This window comes from Pontibacter sp. BAB1700, from assembly GCF_000277005.1.
Lineage (GTDB): Bacteria > Bacteroidota > Bacteroidia > Cytophagales > Hymenobacteraceae > Pontibacter > Pontibacter lucknowensis.
Genome location: NZ_AKIS01000081.1, coordinates 40,949 through 55,293 on the forward strand (window position 1 = coordinate 40,949; position 14,345 = coordinate 55,293).

12 protein-coding genes and 3 pseudogenes are annotated in these 14,345 nt (G+C 49.9%); 4 read left to right on the top strand and 11 right to left on the bottom strand.

What is annotated here, in order from left to right; translation table 11 throughout:
* Positions 1-70 precede the first annotated feature (70 nt).
* The 4 genes from O71_RS10210 to O71_RS10220 form a co-directional block, all read right to left on the bottom strand.
* Positions 71-475, bottom strand: a complete 405-nt coding sequence (locus O71_RS10210; protein ID WP_007656233.1) for an EVE domain-containing protein — start codon at positions 473-475, stop codon at positions 71-73.
* Between the two features lie 71 nt (positions 476-546).
* Positions 547-717: a hypothetical protein gene (locus tag O71_RS23850; protein WP_155800777.1), complete on the bottom strand. Its 171-nt coding sequence runs from the start codon at positions 715-717 to the stop codon at positions 547-549.
* Positions 718-726: 9 nt separating this feature from the next.
* Entirely contained in the window at positions 727-951 is a 225-nt protein-coding gene (locus O71_RS10215) for a hypothetical protein (RefSeq protein WP_007656236.1), read from the bottom strand.
* A 20-nt stretch (positions 952-971) separates the two neighbouring features.
* A complete protein-coding gene (locus O71_RS10220; protein ID WP_007656238.1) occupies positions 972-1,334 on the bottom strand; it encodes a hypothetical protein in 363 nt (120 codons plus the stop codon).
* 153 nt (positions 1,335-1,487) lie between these two features.
* On the opposite strand from O71_RS10220, the gene polX reads away from it, so the two are divergent.
* Positions 1,488-3,233: a DNA polymerase/3'-5' exonuclease PolX gene (gene polX, locus O71_RS10225; RefSeq protein WP_007656240.1), complete on the top strand. Its 1,746-nt coding sequence runs from the start codon at positions 1,488-1,490 to the stop codon at positions 3,231-3,233.
* Positions 3,234-3,236: 3 nt separating this feature from the next.
* Positions 3,237-4,234: pseudogene (locus O71_RS10230) on the top strand (glycosyltransferase family 9 protein).
* Positions 4,235-4,344: 110 nt separating this feature from the next.
* Here the strand turns inward: O71_RS10230 and O71_RS10235 are convergent.
* The 3 genes from O71_RS10235 to O71_RS10245 all read right to left on the bottom strand — a co-directional run bounded on the left by O71_RS10235 (position 4,345) and on the right by O71_RS10245 (position 8,159).
* Positions 4,345-5,295, bottom strand: coding sequence for a TraB/GumN family protein (locus tag O71_RS10235; protein WP_007656242.1), 951 nt, complete (start codon positions 5,293-5,295; stop codon positions 4,345-4,347).
* Between the two features lie 46 nt (positions 5,296-5,341).
* Positions 5,342-6,913: an IPT/TIG domain-containing protein gene (locus tag O71_RS10240; RefSeq protein ID WP_007656244.1), complete on the bottom strand. Its 1,572-nt coding sequence runs from the start codon at positions 6,911-6,913 to the stop codon at positions 5,342-5,344.
* 133 nt (positions 6,914-7,046) lie between these two features.
* Positions 7,047-8,159, bottom strand: coding sequence for an outer membrane beta-barrel protein (locus O71_RS10245; protein WP_155800780.1), 1,113 nt, complete (start codon positions 8,157-8,159; stop codon positions 7,047-7,049).
* 107 nt (positions 8,160-8,266) lie between these two features.
* On the opposite strand from O71_RS10245, the gene O71_RS10250 reads away from it, so the two are divergent.
* Entirely contained in the window at positions 8,267-8,683 is a 417-nt protein-coding gene (locus tag O71_RS10250) for a hypothetical protein (protein ID WP_007656247.1), read from the top strand.
* A 151-nt stretch (positions 8,684-8,834) separates the two neighbouring features.
* Here the strand turns inward: O71_RS10250 and serS are convergent.
* Positions 8,835-10,108, bottom strand: a pseudogene (gene serS, locus O71_RS10255) (serine--tRNA ligase).
* 281 nt (positions 10,109-10,389) lie between these two features.
* Between serS and rho the strand changes: the two are divergent.
* Positions 10,390-12,185: pseudogene (gene rho, locus O71_RS10260) on the top strand (transcription termination factor Rho).
* A gap of 118 nt (positions 12,186-12,303) precedes the next feature.
* On the opposite strand, the gene O71_RS10265 reads toward rho, so the two are convergent.
* The 3 genes from O71_RS10265 to O71_RS10275 all read right to left on the bottom strand — a co-directional run.
* Positions 12,304-12,777, bottom strand: coding sequence for a hypothetical protein (locus O71_RS10265; protein WP_007656251.1), 474 nt, complete (start codon positions 12,775-12,777; stop codon positions 12,304-12,306).
* Positions 12,778-12,845: 68 nt separating this feature from the next.
* Entirely contained in the window at positions 12,846-13,751 is a 906-nt protein-coding gene (locus tag O71_RS10270) for a UbiA family prenyltransferase (RefSeq protein WP_007656253.1), read from the bottom strand.
* Between the two features lie 7 nt (positions 13,752-13,758).
* Positions 13,759-14,345 (bottom strand): hypothetical protein (locus tag O71_RS10275; protein ID WP_007656254.1); only part of this gene is annotated, 587 nt, incomplete at its 5' end.

Sequence of the window (14,345 nt, forward strand, 5' to 3'; positions counted from 1 at the left end):
AAGGCAGTTAAATGCTTTGTACTCTTTTTTGTAAAGTAACGTTGTGCCTGCGTGCGGCAAGCCGCCCGGGTCAGTTGCCCAGGGCGAGCAGCACGTCAAACTCCTCGGCCTTGAGCGGCATCACCGACAGGCGCGACTGGCGCAGCAGGGCAATGTTCTCAAGGCGCGGGTCTTTCTTGATCTGGTCCAGTGTTACGGGATCCTTGAAGTCACGCACGGGCACCAGATCCACGGCCATCCACTTCGGATCGTCGGCGGTTGGGTCAGGGTAAGCGGGTTTGTCCACTTTGGCCATGCCCACGATCGCTTTCTCAGACACACTGTGGTAAAACAGCACCAGGTCGCCGGGCTGCATTTGCTGCAGGTTGTTGCGGGCCTGGTAATTACGAACGCCATCCCAGCAGGCACGGCCTTCTTGTACAAATCTGGCCCAGGAATAGGCCTCAGGTTCTGATTTTACTAACCAGTATTGCATGTGTAAGGTATAGGTAATCGAAATATAAAAATCTATTTAAGTAGCGTGTGGCTACAGCCGGCCGATGCGCTTCAGGTAAATACCAGTTCACCAAATAGTAGGCCGATCAGCAAGCCTCCTGTAAAGCCGGCAAAAAAACTGGGCATGTAATCAGTGAAGACAATGAAAGATGTAGCGATCAGCAGGGACAGCATGATCATCAGTCTTGTTTTGCGGGACAGGTTGGCGAAGGTATATCTCATTGTTGAAAATTAAGCTTGGTTTTTATGATGGCTGCGTCTTCGCAGGTATAGAGCGGCTTCTCCTAACACGACGGCTAATAAAAGCCCTCCTGCAAAGCCTCTGGAAAAATTTGCCAGACCTTTTGAGTACCCTGCAAAATTATCCGAGTAAGCCATCGCAGCCGCTACGAGTAGCAGCACCGCATAGGTGATCAGGCGTGCTTTAAAGGAGAGTTTCTCTATGGGCTTTTCCATGATGCTCCGTCTTTAGAATGCTAGTCCTGCACATCAGGTGTTATTCTCACTTTCAGCACACTGTCCTTCAGCGACACCACTTCCATGGTATAGCGCTGCTCCGGGTGGCCATTGCCTTGGATGTGTACCAGGATGGTATTCTTGTCTTTGTATTCCCAGATGCCGATATGTTCTTCCAGTCCATCAGCAGGGGCAATTACATACTGTTTGGCCACGCCTTCGGGCTCCAATGCAAAGCCGGTACGACCTCTTGAGGGCGGAAAATCATAGGTGTTGGGGCGGTACACAAGCACCTCATCCTCATCCTCTTCATAAGAGTGTAGCCAGGTTTGGCCCAGGAGTTCGGCCTCTGCCTTTTTACGGCAGGTGTTGGCCAGCAGCATGAGGCACAAAACGCATAACAGCGAAGCGTATTTCATATTTCTTGTTTGTATGCTTCTTTTAGAAAAAGCTAAATATATAGCTAAGATAGGGATTTCCTGCTTTATATAGAAGCCCCATTATATAAAAGGCCGCCGGGAAGTGGTGGCAAAGGTATGGCGGCTTTTTCTATCTTTGTACTTATACACAACACTGCCTTGGAAAATAAGAAAATCATAAAGCTGTTTAAGCTGGCTTCCGAGCTCATGGAGCTGCACGATGAGAATCCGTTTAAGGTACGCTCGTACGTGAACGGTGCCGCTGCGCTGGAACTGGTAGAAGATCCGCTTGAAACTAAAAGTCAGGCCGAACTGGAAGGTATAACAGGGGTGGGCAAGAGCATTGCCGCCCGCGTGATCGAGATAAAAGAAACCGGTTCTTTCACCGAACTGGACCAGTTGCTGTCTGTAACACCACCGGGTGTGGTAGAGATGCTGCGCATCAAGGGCATCGGTCCGAAAAAGGTCCGAAACCTTTGGAAAGAGCTGGGTGCGGAAACCGTGGAGGAACTGCTCGACGCCTGCGAGCAGGACAAAGTAAGCAAGCTCAAAGGCTTTGGCGCCAAGACCCAGGAAAATATCAAACAGGCGCTGCTCTTTACACAGCAGAACCGGGGCAAACTGCTTTTTGCAGAGGCCGAGCCAACTGCCCAGGCTTTGCTGGAGCAGGTGCAGCAAGCCTTGCCGGATGCTGAAGTAGCGCTGGTCGGTGATGTACGCCGTTGCCTGGAGATTATAGAAAAGCTAGAGCTCGTTATCGGCACTGATAAGCCGACAGAAGCAGAAGTTGCTCTGAACAAACTGGACGAGCTGCAGCAGGACGAGCTAAACTCTGGCCCTATGGTATGGCGCGGCAAGCACAGCGTAAGTGGGCTGGCCACCGAAATCCGCTTCGCCAGCCCGGCGAACTTCCAGAACGAACGCTTCATACGCTCTGCTTCCCAGGAGCACCTGACGCAAGTATTTGCAGCTAACAAAAATATGCTGACTGTTGCCCGCGAAAGCAGCCACAGTTCTGAAGAGGATATCTACTCCTCGGCAGGTATGGCCTACATCGTGCCGGAGCTGCGGGAAGGCACCAACGAGCTGCAGCTGGCTATGGAAAACAAGCTGCCGAAGCTGCTGGAACTGGGTGACCTGAAAGGCATCCTGCACAACCACAGCACCTACTCCGACGGTGCCCATACCCTGGAGCAAATGGCGACCTACTGCCGCGACATGGGCTACCAGTACCTCGGCATTTCTGACCATAGTAAGACAGCTGCCTACGCCGGTGGCTTGCGCGAAGGCGATGTGCTGCGTCAGCAGAAGGAAATAGACGAACTAAACCAAAAACTGGCTCCTTTCAAGATATTCAAAGGTATAGAGTCGGACATACTGGGCGACGGTTCCCTGGACTACGAAGAAGACATTCTGAAATCTTTTGATTTCATCGTGGCCAGCATCCACAGCAACCTCAACATGGACGAGCAGAAGGCAACAACCCGCCTGATCACCGCCATCGAAAATCCTTATACTACCATGCTCGGCCACCCGACCGGTCGCCTGCTGCTGCGCCGCGAAGGTTACCCGATCAATCACAAAATGGTAATCGATGCCTGTGCTGCCAACAATGTGATCATCGAAATTAACTCCAACCCCTGGCGCCTTGACATCGACTGGCGTTGGGTAGCTTATGCGCTGGAGAAGGGCGTGATGCTGAGCATTAACCCGGATGCCCACCACACCAGCGGCTATGACGATATGCGCTACGGTGTGCTGGTAGGTCGCAAAGGCGGACTGACGAAAGAAATGACCTTCAATGCGAAGTCAGCGGAGGAAGTGGGAGCTTATTTTAAGGCGCGGAAGGAGAAGATAAAGTAGCGAATGCCGAAAATACTCATTCTCCGTTTTTCCTCTATCGGCGACATTGTGCTGACAACCCCGGTGGTGCGCTGCATTAAGCAGCAGGTGCCGGGGGCAGAGGTACATTACTGCACCAAGCAGGCTTTTAGAGGTATACTGGAGCTAATCCCTATATCGACAAAGTACATACGCTGAGCGGCAGCCTGGGCGAACTGGTGCAGCAACTCCAGGCCGAGAACTTCGACTTTGTGGTGGACCTGCACAACAACCTGCGCACGCGCATCATTAAAACCAGACTTGGCAAACCATCCAAAAGCTTCGATAAACTCAACTACGCGAAGTGGCTGATGGTAAATCTGAAAGTGAACCGCCTGCCCGACGTGCACATCGTAGACCGCTACCTGGCCGCTGCTGCGCCGCTAGGTATACAGGACGACGGCAAAGGACTGGACTACTTCATACCTGCTGATGCCGAAGTAGACATCAACACGCTTCCGGAAGCTTTCCGGCTAGGGTATACGGCCTTTGCCATCGGGGCACAGCACTATACCAAACGACTGCCCACGGAGCGCATCATCGAGCTGTGTGCGGAGCTAAAACAGCCAATCATCCTGCTAGGTGGCAAAGAAGATGCAGTGGTAGGAGAGGAGATCGCTGCTCATTTTGATCAATCATCAACAAGCAATCAACAACCAACAACCATCTACAACGCCTGTGGCAGGTATAGCCTGGCTGGTTCGGCCTCGCTAGTGCGGCAGGCACAGCAGGTGGTGAGCCACGACACAGGGCTGATGCACATTGCGGCGGCCTTTCAAAAGGATATCATCAGCGTATGGGGCAATACCATACCTGAGTTTGGCATGTACCCTTTCCGAACCAGGTATAAGGTGCTGGAAGTAAACGGGCTGCCTTGCCGGCCCTGCTCTAAAATTGGGTATAGCAAGTGCCCTAAGGGCCATTTCAAGTGCATGCGCGATATCGATTTCAGTGCCATCGAGCGACAGCATTTTAAGGTATAAAGCAGCTTAGGTATACAACTAGGCAGGTATCAATAACGGCATCGCCCGCACAGGTTTAAACTTGTGCGGGCGATGCCGTTTTCAGGTATAGCTATACCTGGAGGTTTGGTTTACTGCAGTGGTTTCACGGTATAGCCGGCTCTTTGCAGCAACTGCAGCAGGCCATTTTCGCCAGGCAGGTGCATGGCACCAACTGCTATAAAAGTAGACTGCTCTTTCATGATAGCAGGGAGCTTGGTCATCCAATCTTTGTTGCGGTCGTCTGCTATGTAGGCCATGTCGCCACCGCCGGTCAGTTCGTTGTATTCATGTGAAAGCGCCCACATACCTGCCAGGTCTTTGTCAAAGTATAGCTGCACGAGTTTGTCAGACATCTTCATGGCTGTTTCTTTGTTTTTTACATATGCCACGAGTTGTTCTGCCTGCTTGTCCAGTGGGTGGTGATTGTAAAGAATGTCAAACTGCTGCTCCATGGTTTCGAGCGTGCTCACTTTCTTTTTGCTTCTTCTATTGTAGCTGGCAAAGTACATGTCGAGTGGCTGGCCGGTGTATTCTTTCAGAACTTCCATACGCTGGTAGTCTTTCAGGGAAAGCATCAGCAGCAGTGTCATCGGCTTCATTTGGTCGGCCATGCTCAGCTCAAATCCAAACTGCTCCTTTATTTCCTGGTTAACCAGGGCGTAATCCTCTTTGCTCAACAGATTCGAAAGCTTGTTGTCCGGCATCACCATTTTGGCTCCCAGTTGCATCATCTTAGCGGAATCCACCTCTGTTTCCACCACAACACCGCGACTTTCCATAAAGCGCTCCATTACCTCCGGTACCGTGTTCAGGTAGCTGGAGTTGAGCAGGTGGTACGTGCCGTACAGGTATGATGGCTGCTTCAATCCATTGCCGCTGATCTCCCAGAGCAGTGATTTGGCGGAGGTAACAGGCTGTGCCTGAGCAGTAGTTGCTTTGGCCGGTTTTGATTTAACTTTTTGGGCCTCGCTTAGGGTAGGGGATAGCAGCAGCGCAACTAACAGGATGCAAAGGCTGGTAATTTTGTTTTTGTAATTCATGCTTAATGGTTTAAAATAGAAGTAATATCAATCACAGGGGTATAATCTACCTATTCTGGTAGTAATATAAAGTGGCGGAGCAGCTACCAAATGACCCTAAATATAACTTGTCGCCGTAGGAGAAGCCGGAGTATTGCTCGCTACTCACGCAACCAGGGTAGACGGCTACTTTTTCCCACTTTTTCTGTTCCTCACTAAAACGCAGCAAGGCTCTGTCGCCCTTCGCGCTGATTGCAAAGCCGGTTCCCTGGTGGGTGAAAACTCTGAAAGGACCGTTTAAGGTACTTTCCTCAGGCATAACCGCTACCTGCGACCAACTATCTTGTTGTGTATTGTATAGCCAAGTGGCATTACCCACTACTGTGTAGGCTTTCCCGTTGATCACAAAGCCGGAGCCGTTGTAGTTGTTCCGGAAAGGGTTGAGCGCCTCTACCTCTTCTGTTGCCGGATCATAGCGCCAGAGTGTTGTGTTGCTGCTAGTGTTGCGGCCTCCGAAGAAGTAGATATAGCCATCGTGTGTAAAGCTGCTGGCGTCGGAAACGCCGAAGGTCAGACCTTTCTTTTGCAACCAGCTTTTGCTGCTGATATCGTACTCCCAAACCGACATAAAAATGGTATAATACTGATAGTTTCCCCCGATAAGGTATACCTTGTCCCCAACCTTATGCAGCGCAGAGCCATTGCGAGCCTGTCCGGGAAAAGCGCCTTCATTTCGCCAGATACCGGTTTCCACTTCGTAACTTATCATGCGATCGTAAGAAAAGAAGTAGGCTTTTCCGCCCGAAATGAAGGAAGGTATGTGCGCTGTGTTGGCTGGAACAGAAGTGGGCTTGACTGAAGCAGCCATGAAACCTGACACTAAGGTATAAGAATAAGGTAAAGCTGCCGTCTTGCTTCCCCGGTTGACAGATACAGTCAGTGCTTTGTCATACAGATCCGGTGTGATTACTGGTACTTTCACCTTGATCTCTGTGTCTGTTACTGAGACTATGGTTGCTGATTTCCCTCCAATATTCACATATGGTCCCCAACCGGAGTAGCTTAAGTTTTTGCCATAAATACTCAACTCGTCACCGGGCATTCCCTTGTCAGGCGAGATATGGGTAATCTGTGGGCCTATAATCTCAAACTCCTCTTCAGCTGTCGTTTGCTCACCATGTGCAGTCACGGTTATTGGGAAAGTCCCCGAATAAGTCACTCTAGGTGTTATTATCGTAATACTGTCGGGGTGCGCGGAGACGACATATGCCTGTATTTCCCCGATGCTCACTTTTACTAAGCTTCTGTTGTTGCTAAAGTTTTGACCATAGATAGTAACAGTACTATTGTCTTCAGCTGCTTTTGGGCTGAAGCTATGGATAACTGGTGCAGCGGTATTCAGGCTTTTGAATGCTAAGGCCGTTCCATACGTGGTGTTCTGGCCATGCCTGGCATAGGCCTGTATCCTGTAATTATACCCCTTCACGAGACCATGCGTCAACCTGGCCTCAAACTCACCGGTGACAGCAGAAATGCCTACTACCTTCTTTATAATACTCTTGTCATTGTTTATAGCGGTGTACTCAAACCCATACTCGGTCACTGGTTCACTACCGAGGCTAACGATTTCACCCTTCACGGATGCCCGGTACTATCAGGTGTAACCTCAAGTGTTCTCAAAATAGGATAACGCTGTGCCTCTGGAAAGTCCTTTTCTTTGGCGCAACCATGCAGCACCAGCAGGAAAATAAAAGACAATAATTTCAGCTGCCTCATAGGTTGAATCGGATTGTAGTAGAAAGGTTGTTGATGGAATAGTTCTCGGCGAATACATGACCGGTGCTGAGCCCAAGACTGACATAGTTTTTTGGGAGGTAGAAGTACTGTAATCCCACGCCAGCCATTACGCCAAAGTTTGCTTTTTGCAACCGGAATATATCCTCATATTCATGCAGACTGGTCGAATTGCTTTTGTGCTTAGCCTCCAGGAGTTTGTTAGACTGCTTTACCGCATACAATAGTTCCGCTCCACCCTCAGCATAGAAAGAGACTTTGTTGCCGTTGAAGTAATAGCGGGGTATAACGGATAACCTTAGGAAGTCAAGGGTCAGTTTCATGTGTTGGTCCAGAGAAGTACTGATCAGTGCTGTTGCAAAGTCCATTTTGCCATAGCTCAGTTGACTGATAATACTCAGATTGTTAAAGTCCCAAACGGGCGCCTCAACAAATGCTCCTGCCTCTACATTTTCTGATGTCATGCTGTAATCCCCAAATCCGTTTTCAGGAAAGGCTTCAGTTTTGATCTGTATGGTGGAGCGGTTGAAACTGGCTATACCACCAAAGCTGAACATGGACATTCTCGCATTTCGGCCTTTGTTGATGTTGCGGGTATAGTAACGAAGGGACTGTTCAGACAGCCTGACACGTGGTAGCTGCCGCTGCCAGAAAGTTGAGTTGGCGGCATGCTGGCTCAGGTTAGTCTGCAGGTTCTCCTTTGTAAGCTGGGTGAGGTCGTTCTTCTCAAAGTAATACTGTTTCCCGTTCTCCCCACGTATCGCGTATAAATTAAGCTCACCTCCTGTAATGGTTTTCAGGAATACATGGCGCATCTCTCCAAAGTAGGTCACCTTCCGGGCGACGAACTTCGTGCTGTCACTATACCCAAATTCTGTTAAAGCCCCGGCAGCGTATGTCTCAAGCAGGCTTTTTTTTGATTTTTGATACTCAACCTGGAAGGGCTTTCTCGGATCAAACTGTATATACCCATCTGTATAAACAGTATCACCCTGCACAATGTAGCCTCGTGACTGAGCCCTGGAAGAAGACCAGCCCAGAAGAAGCACAAAAAGCATGGAGAAGGTAAAGCAACTAATTTTGCTGTTCATTGAATAGGGAGTAGGAAATCGAAGTGATTTTGAGATAAATTTGCGAGACTAAAAATAGATATAATATTATATAGTTTTTAGCYGAACAGATTAATTAATTTAGGAAAATGCCGAAATACAATTTAACATGGCAGGCATCTGACGTGCAGTTACTGGAGGCTTTGTTGCTGGCGACAGGGGGTGAGGGAGGTGCTACACTACAGGACGTTTTGCTGATGGGCGACGCTGTCGATGGCACTGTTTATTCACTGGAAGAAATAACGGAGGGATTGGAGAAACTTACTGCTGTTGGTTGTATCACGGTACAGAAAAATAAACTATCCTTGTCGCCTGAATTTCTAAAAGAGTATGAACAGGCTACTTTGGACGAAGGGCTAGAGGAGGAATCTGTCCGGCCCCTGGAAAAGCTACTCCATCAGAAGGCGATTACAATGGAGGCGATAGAGCAGGTGCGGGCTAATGTGCTGAAGAAGTACAAGATAAAAAACTACTATCAGCAGTACCTGGAGCAGTATGGAGGCTAATGTACTAAGCTGAAAGAATTGGTGCTTTACAGGTGTGCCAACTTAATTTAATCTTCAGTATTGTGAAGGCTTGTATGGGCTTGAGAATAACAGAAAAGCCGCTGGATTCCCAGCGGCTTTTCTGTTTGTATGCTATTCAATCAGTAGCCTATTAGCTGATTTTCTCAAATCCCAGGTATGGGTGCAGCACCTTCGGCATGTTGATACCGTCCGGCGTCTGGTTGTTCTCCAGGATAGCAGCTACGATACGCGGTAAGGCGAGGGCGCTACCATTAAGCGTGTGCAGCAGCTGCGTCTTGCCTGACTCTGTTTTATAGCGCAGTTTCAAACGGTTAGACTGGTAAGTCTCAAAGTTAGAAGCGGAGCTTACCTCCAGCCAGCGGTTCTGAGCGGTAGAGTATACCTCCATGTCGTAGGTGAGGGCAGAGGTAAAGCCCATGTCGCCGCCGCACAGGCGCAGCACACGGTATGGCAGCTCCAACTTCTGCAGCAATCCCTGGATGTAGCTGCTCATTTCCTCCAGCGCTTCGTAGGATTTTTCAGGCAGCGTAATCTGTACAATTTCTACCTTGTCGAACTGGTGCAGTCGGTTCAGGCCGCGCACATCAGCACCCCACGATCCGGCCTCTCTTCTGAAGCATGGCGTATGCCCTGCGTTCTTGATCGGTAGTTGCTCCACCGGCACAATCACGTCACGGTAAATGTTGGTGATTGGCACCTCGGCAGTCGGGATCAGGTATAGGTTGTCTTCTGTGGCGTGGTACATCTGGCCGTCTTTGTCAGGCAACTGACCAGTGCCGTAACCAGAGGCTTCGTTCACCAGGATTGGCGGCTGCACTTCCATGTAACCGGCTTTCATGGCCTCGTCCAGGAAGAAGTTGATGAGCGCACGCTGCAGGCGGGCACCTTGCTTTTTGTACACTGGAAAACCAGCGCCGGATATCTTATTGCCCAGCTCGAAATCAATGATGTCGTACTGCTGGATCAACTCCCAATGTGGCTGCGCGCCTTCGTGCAATTGCGGAATTTCACCGTGTTGGAGAACTACTTCATTGTCTTCGGCTGTTCTACCTTCAGGAACACTTGCATGCGGAAGGTTTGGTAACTTGTATAATGCTTGCTGTATTTGCTCTTCGATGGCAGATAGCTGCTCAGCCAGCGATTTAGTCTGCTGCTTTAACTCGGATGTTTCTGCTTTGGAGCTTCGGCTTTTTCGCGGTCGCCGTTTTTCATCAGTATACCGATCTCTTTAGAGATTGCATTGGCACGGGCCTGCAGCTCATCGTGCTGGCTCTGCACCTGTCGGCGCTGCTGGTCAAGAGCTACAATGGCCTCCACTTCCTGAGCGGCATTTTTGTAGTTTTTCTTGGTCAGTCCAGCTATCACCAGCTCTGTCTGCTCTCTTAAAACGTTTAGCTGTAGCATAGTTTGGGTCTTTGTATAGCTGCAAAAATATACTTTTTTAGGTTGTAAGCGGCATTTACGAAATCTTTTAAGGAAAAACTGAAACATTTTCAACAAAAACTCCGCTAATATTTGTTAATTAATAAGCATTGCAATAACATTGCAGTGCAATTTATGGCAGGCCCTTTCCTGAGCCGCACAAAACTCTATCGCATTCATTCATTTTCCGAATTATAAGTAAAGCTCTCGCTGCGTTCGCCCAAGCGTGCCAAGCAGGTTAATTTAACTACCATACCACATTTATGTACAAAATTGAAGAATTGAAAGATAGGCTTCTTTCAGAACTCAAGGAAATTGCAGAAGACCTGGGTGTCAAGAATTTCAAGAAACTCAGCAAACAGGATCTGGTTTACAAAATCCTTGATCAGCAAGCCGTTACCCCTCCCGAACAATTGCCGAAAAAAGTAAAATCCTCCCTTAGCACAGCCGCCGCAAGCGAAACCGAAGCTACTGAAAACACAATTACTACCAGCGAAGAGCAACCGGCACCTGCCCCCGCAGCGCCAACCGAACGAAGACCTGCCCGCGAAGCAGCCCGCCGCGAACAAACAAGCCCGACTTTAGTGCAACAGCCGGCACCTACCAAGACCATGGTCCGCAGCGTGAGCGCGTAACAACCCGCCGCGATAACCGCAATGATGCCGGTAATCCGCGTGAGCAGCGTCAGGAGCCGCGAGCAGAGCGCACAGAGGCACGTCCGGAACGTGCTGAGAGACCGGAGCGTACAGAAAGACCAGAACGTGTTGAGAGAACGGAACAACGTCCTGAACGCACTGAAAGAAGCGATAACCGTGCAGAGCAGCGTGAGCAGCGCCCTGAGGTAGGCAATCGCAGCGATAGCCGCACCGAACAGAACCGTGGCGGTGACAATTTCCCTCGTCGCCAGCAACATGCGGCCGCAAACAGTAACAACTTCCGTGAGTTTGACGGAATAATCCTAAATGAAGGTGTGCTGGAATTGATGCAGGATGGCTACGGCTTCCTTCGCTCTACGCACTATAACTACCTGGCTTCCCCAGATGATATCTATGTGTCTCCTTCTCAGATCAAATTGTTTGGTCTTAAGACCGGTGATACTGTAAAAGGACAGATCCGTCCGCCGAAAGAAGGGGAGAAGTACTTTGCTCTGTTGAAAGTGGATTCTGTGAACGGACGTACCACGGAAGAAATCCGTGACCGTATTCCTTTCCAGCACCTGACGCCGCTTTTCCCGGAAGAGCGTCTGAAGCTTACTACCAGGCCAAGCCAGCTTTCGACTCGAATCCTGGACCTATTTGCCCCAATCGGTAAAGGTCAGCGTGGTATGATCGTGGCACAGCCAAAGACAGGTAAAACGGTGTTGCTGAAAGAGATTGCCAACGCCATCTCTGAAAACCACCCGGAAGTATACCTGATGATCCTGCTCATAGACGAGCGCCCTGAAGAAGTAACCGACATGGCACGCAGCGTGAAGGCAGAGGTGATCGCCTCTACTTTCGACGAAACTGCAGAGCGCCACGTGAAGGTTTCGAGCATCGTGCTGGACAAGGCCAAGCGTATGGTAGAGTGCGGCCACGACGTAGTAATCCTGCTCGACTCCATTACACGTCTGGCGCGTGCCTACAACACGGTAGTGCCTTCGTCAGGAAAGATCCTGTCGGGTGGTGTGGATGCCAACGCACTGCACAAGCCGAAGCGCTTCTTCGGTGCTGCCCGTAACGTAGAAAACGGCGGATCCCTGACCATCATCGCTACTGCCCTGATCGACACAGGTTCTAAGATGGACGAGGTGATCTTCGAAGAATTTAAAGGTACCGGTAACATGGAACTGCAGCTGGACCGCAAACTGGCCAACCGCAGAATCTACCCTGCTATCGATGTACCGGCTTCGGGTACACGTCGCGAAGACCTGCTTATGGATCGCGACGAACTCAACCGCATCTGGATTCTGCGCAAGTTTATGTCCGACATGAATTCCGTAGAAGCCATGGAATTCCTGAAAGACAGAATGCAGGGTACTAAGAGCAACGAAGAGTTCCTGATCTCGATGAACGGATAAGGTTACCCCAATAAAAGAAAACGCCTTGCTACTAAGCAAAGGGGCGTTTTCTTTTATTGGTGCTGATTGAGCGATTACATTAAATAGCTAAATTTTTAACTCAATCACTCAATCTCCCTCAACTCCAAAAAGGATAATCTGGCTTCGCGAAGAGATATACAGTATACGTCAGCACCACGCCATACACAATGTGTGCGAAGATAAGCGTGATCAGGTAAGTGCGAAGGGAGATGAGCGGCGGACGAGGGTGCACCAGGAAGAACAGATACCAGATGAACATCGCCATCAGGCCATGGGCTAGCCCGAAAAGCAAACCCCATGAGGCATTGATGAGACCTACCTCTGAGTGCCACAGCGCAATGTAGAACAGCGCAAAAATAATCCCGACCAGATAGTGTGCCACGGTGCCGTATACCTTGGTGCTGGTCGCCATGGAGAGAGAGCCGTCGGGTTGGGTGCGGTTGGTGAGCATGGTGCCCAGTATCCGGATCACCTTCATAACACGGTGCGTCACAAACGAGAGCAGGTACAGAAAGGCAGTCATGGCGGCGGTAGCGGCAATGCCTCCTATTACAGCGTAGAGTAGTTTCATGGTGCGACAGTTTTTGCTGTTATACGAAATCAGGCTGTGTAGTTACAGGAAGCCGGCCGATAGGGACCTTAGCCACTATACATGGAGCGCAGTAGCAGTATCAGGAAAAATGCAAAGCTGATGCAGAGCGACGAGATCTTGTTCATGCGCATCGTATTCTCGAAGTTAACTTCTTCAGGGTTCTGCCACGACTTCCGCACCCAGCTCAGAAAAAAGAAAGTGATGGGCGCGGTGCAGAGCAGGAAGACCAATATGTTCAGTACTTGTCCCAGTGCCAAGTACAGCCCGATCAGTAAGGCCGCTCCCAGGCCCAGGGCTATACCTGCAAACACAAAGGTGCCCCGTATACCTAGTAGCAAGCTCAGTGTTTTATCACCTCGCTCACTGTCTTCCTGATGCTGATAAATTTGAGTAAGAGGATATGAGCCACAGAGAAAGAGCGTGCTTACCAACGCAAACCAGATATTAGGCGATTGCCAGATGAGCTCAAGGTCGAGATCGGCCCCGACCTGTACCATCACAAAAGTAAAGGCGCCCTGAAACACTGTGACGACCAGCGTGCTGATGACAGGATATTTTTTTAGCCGAATATCCCGATCACTGTAAGCTTTGGAAACCAGCAGGTATAGTCCGACCATCAGGGCAAACAGAGGCGAAAGCATAAAGCTGAGCAACAAGGCTAGCACATCGAATAAAAGTACCAAGTGAAACAGCTCCTGCGTGACTTTAGGAGGTCTGCGTAGTCCACCGATGCTGCCTTCGTCGCGATCGTGGTATGAGTTGTAACCATTGCTGGCAGGATATACCAGTACGTGCAGTATAAAGAATACGGCTGCTGCCCGCCACAAGGTATAACCATCTACCACACTGAGCGCAAACCAGTACACGGGCATCAGGTATACCGAAAACGGTATCCGCATCAGGGTCAGGGCACTGCTGTATTTTCCGATAACAGGTATAGCGAGTGGTTTCATAGTTTCATCAATTCTCAGGACAGCCCAGCAGGTAAATGACTTGCTTGCCCGGGACACTCCCCACTATACCTCGGCGCCAGGTATAACCGGGCGGGGTATCGACGCGGGACAGCAACTCGTCCAGCATCCGGGGGTTGTACAGTCTGAAAAGGGATACCAAGCCATCCCAAAGTATACCTAACGGGATGATTGGTATAAGGTACGTGAACAGTAGCCTGCTAAGTTTAAAAGGACGGATAAAGGGAGTTACCAGCAGGATAATGATCGGGAAGGTAAGCAGAAAGATGATCAGTTCGGTCCAGGTTTTGCCGCCTCCCTCAAAAATGCCGATCGGCGCCCGTTGATCGGCCGCGTTCTGCAAAATGGCCACCGCCTGCTGTGGTCTGAAATGGTGAAAAGATGAAAAGATGGTGCGTACTCCTTTTATCTGAGGAGGTACATCCGTAGCATCAACAGGAGAGGCAATGAAATCGATCAACCCACCGGACTGGTCCTGCAGATACTCGTAAGCGCCGATGTTGGGGTATCGGTCAGATAATGTGACACGAACAGGTGTGCCCATGCGCTGGCTTAGTGTTTCACTGTATACCTGCA

Coding starts and splice junctions, on each gene's coding strand:
- O71_RS10210 (WP_007656233.1), bottom strand. CDS start 475: ATGCAATACTGGTTAGTAAAATCAGAACCTGAGGCCTATTCCTGGGCC.
- O71_RS23850 (WP_155800777.1), bottom strand. CDS start 717: ATGAGATATACCTTCGCCAACCTGTCCCGCAAAACAAGACTGATGATC.
- O71_RS10215 (WP_007656236.1), bottom strand. CDS start 951: ATGGAAAAGCCCATAGAGAAACTCTCCTTTAAAGCACGCCTGATCACC.
- O71_RS10220 (WP_007656238.1), bottom strand. CDS start 1,334: ATGCTGCTGGCCAACACCTGCCGTAAAAAGGCAGAGGCCGAACTCCTG.
- polX (WP_007656240.1), top strand. CDS start 1,488: ATGGCGGCTTTTTCTATCTTTGTACTTATACACAACACTGCCTTGGAA.
- O71_RS10235 (WP_007656242.1), bottom strand. CDS start 5,295: ATGAATTACAAAAACAAAATTACCAGCCTTTGCATCCTGTTAGTTGCG.
- O71_RS10245 (WP_155800780.1), bottom strand. CDS start 8,159: ATGAACAGCAAAATTAGTTGCTTTACCTTCTCCATGCTTTTTGTGCTT.
- O71_RS10250 (WP_007656247.1), top strand. CDS start 8,267: ATGCCGAAATACAATTTAACATGGCAGGCATCTGACGTGCAGTTACTG.
- O71_RS10265 (WP_007656251.1), bottom strand. CDS start 12,777: ATGAAACTACTCTACGCTGTAATAGGAGGCATTGCCGCTACCGCCGCC.
- O71_RS10270 (WP_007656253.1), bottom strand. CDS start 13,751: ATGAAACCACTCGCTATACCTGTTATCGGAAAATACAGCAGTGCCCTG.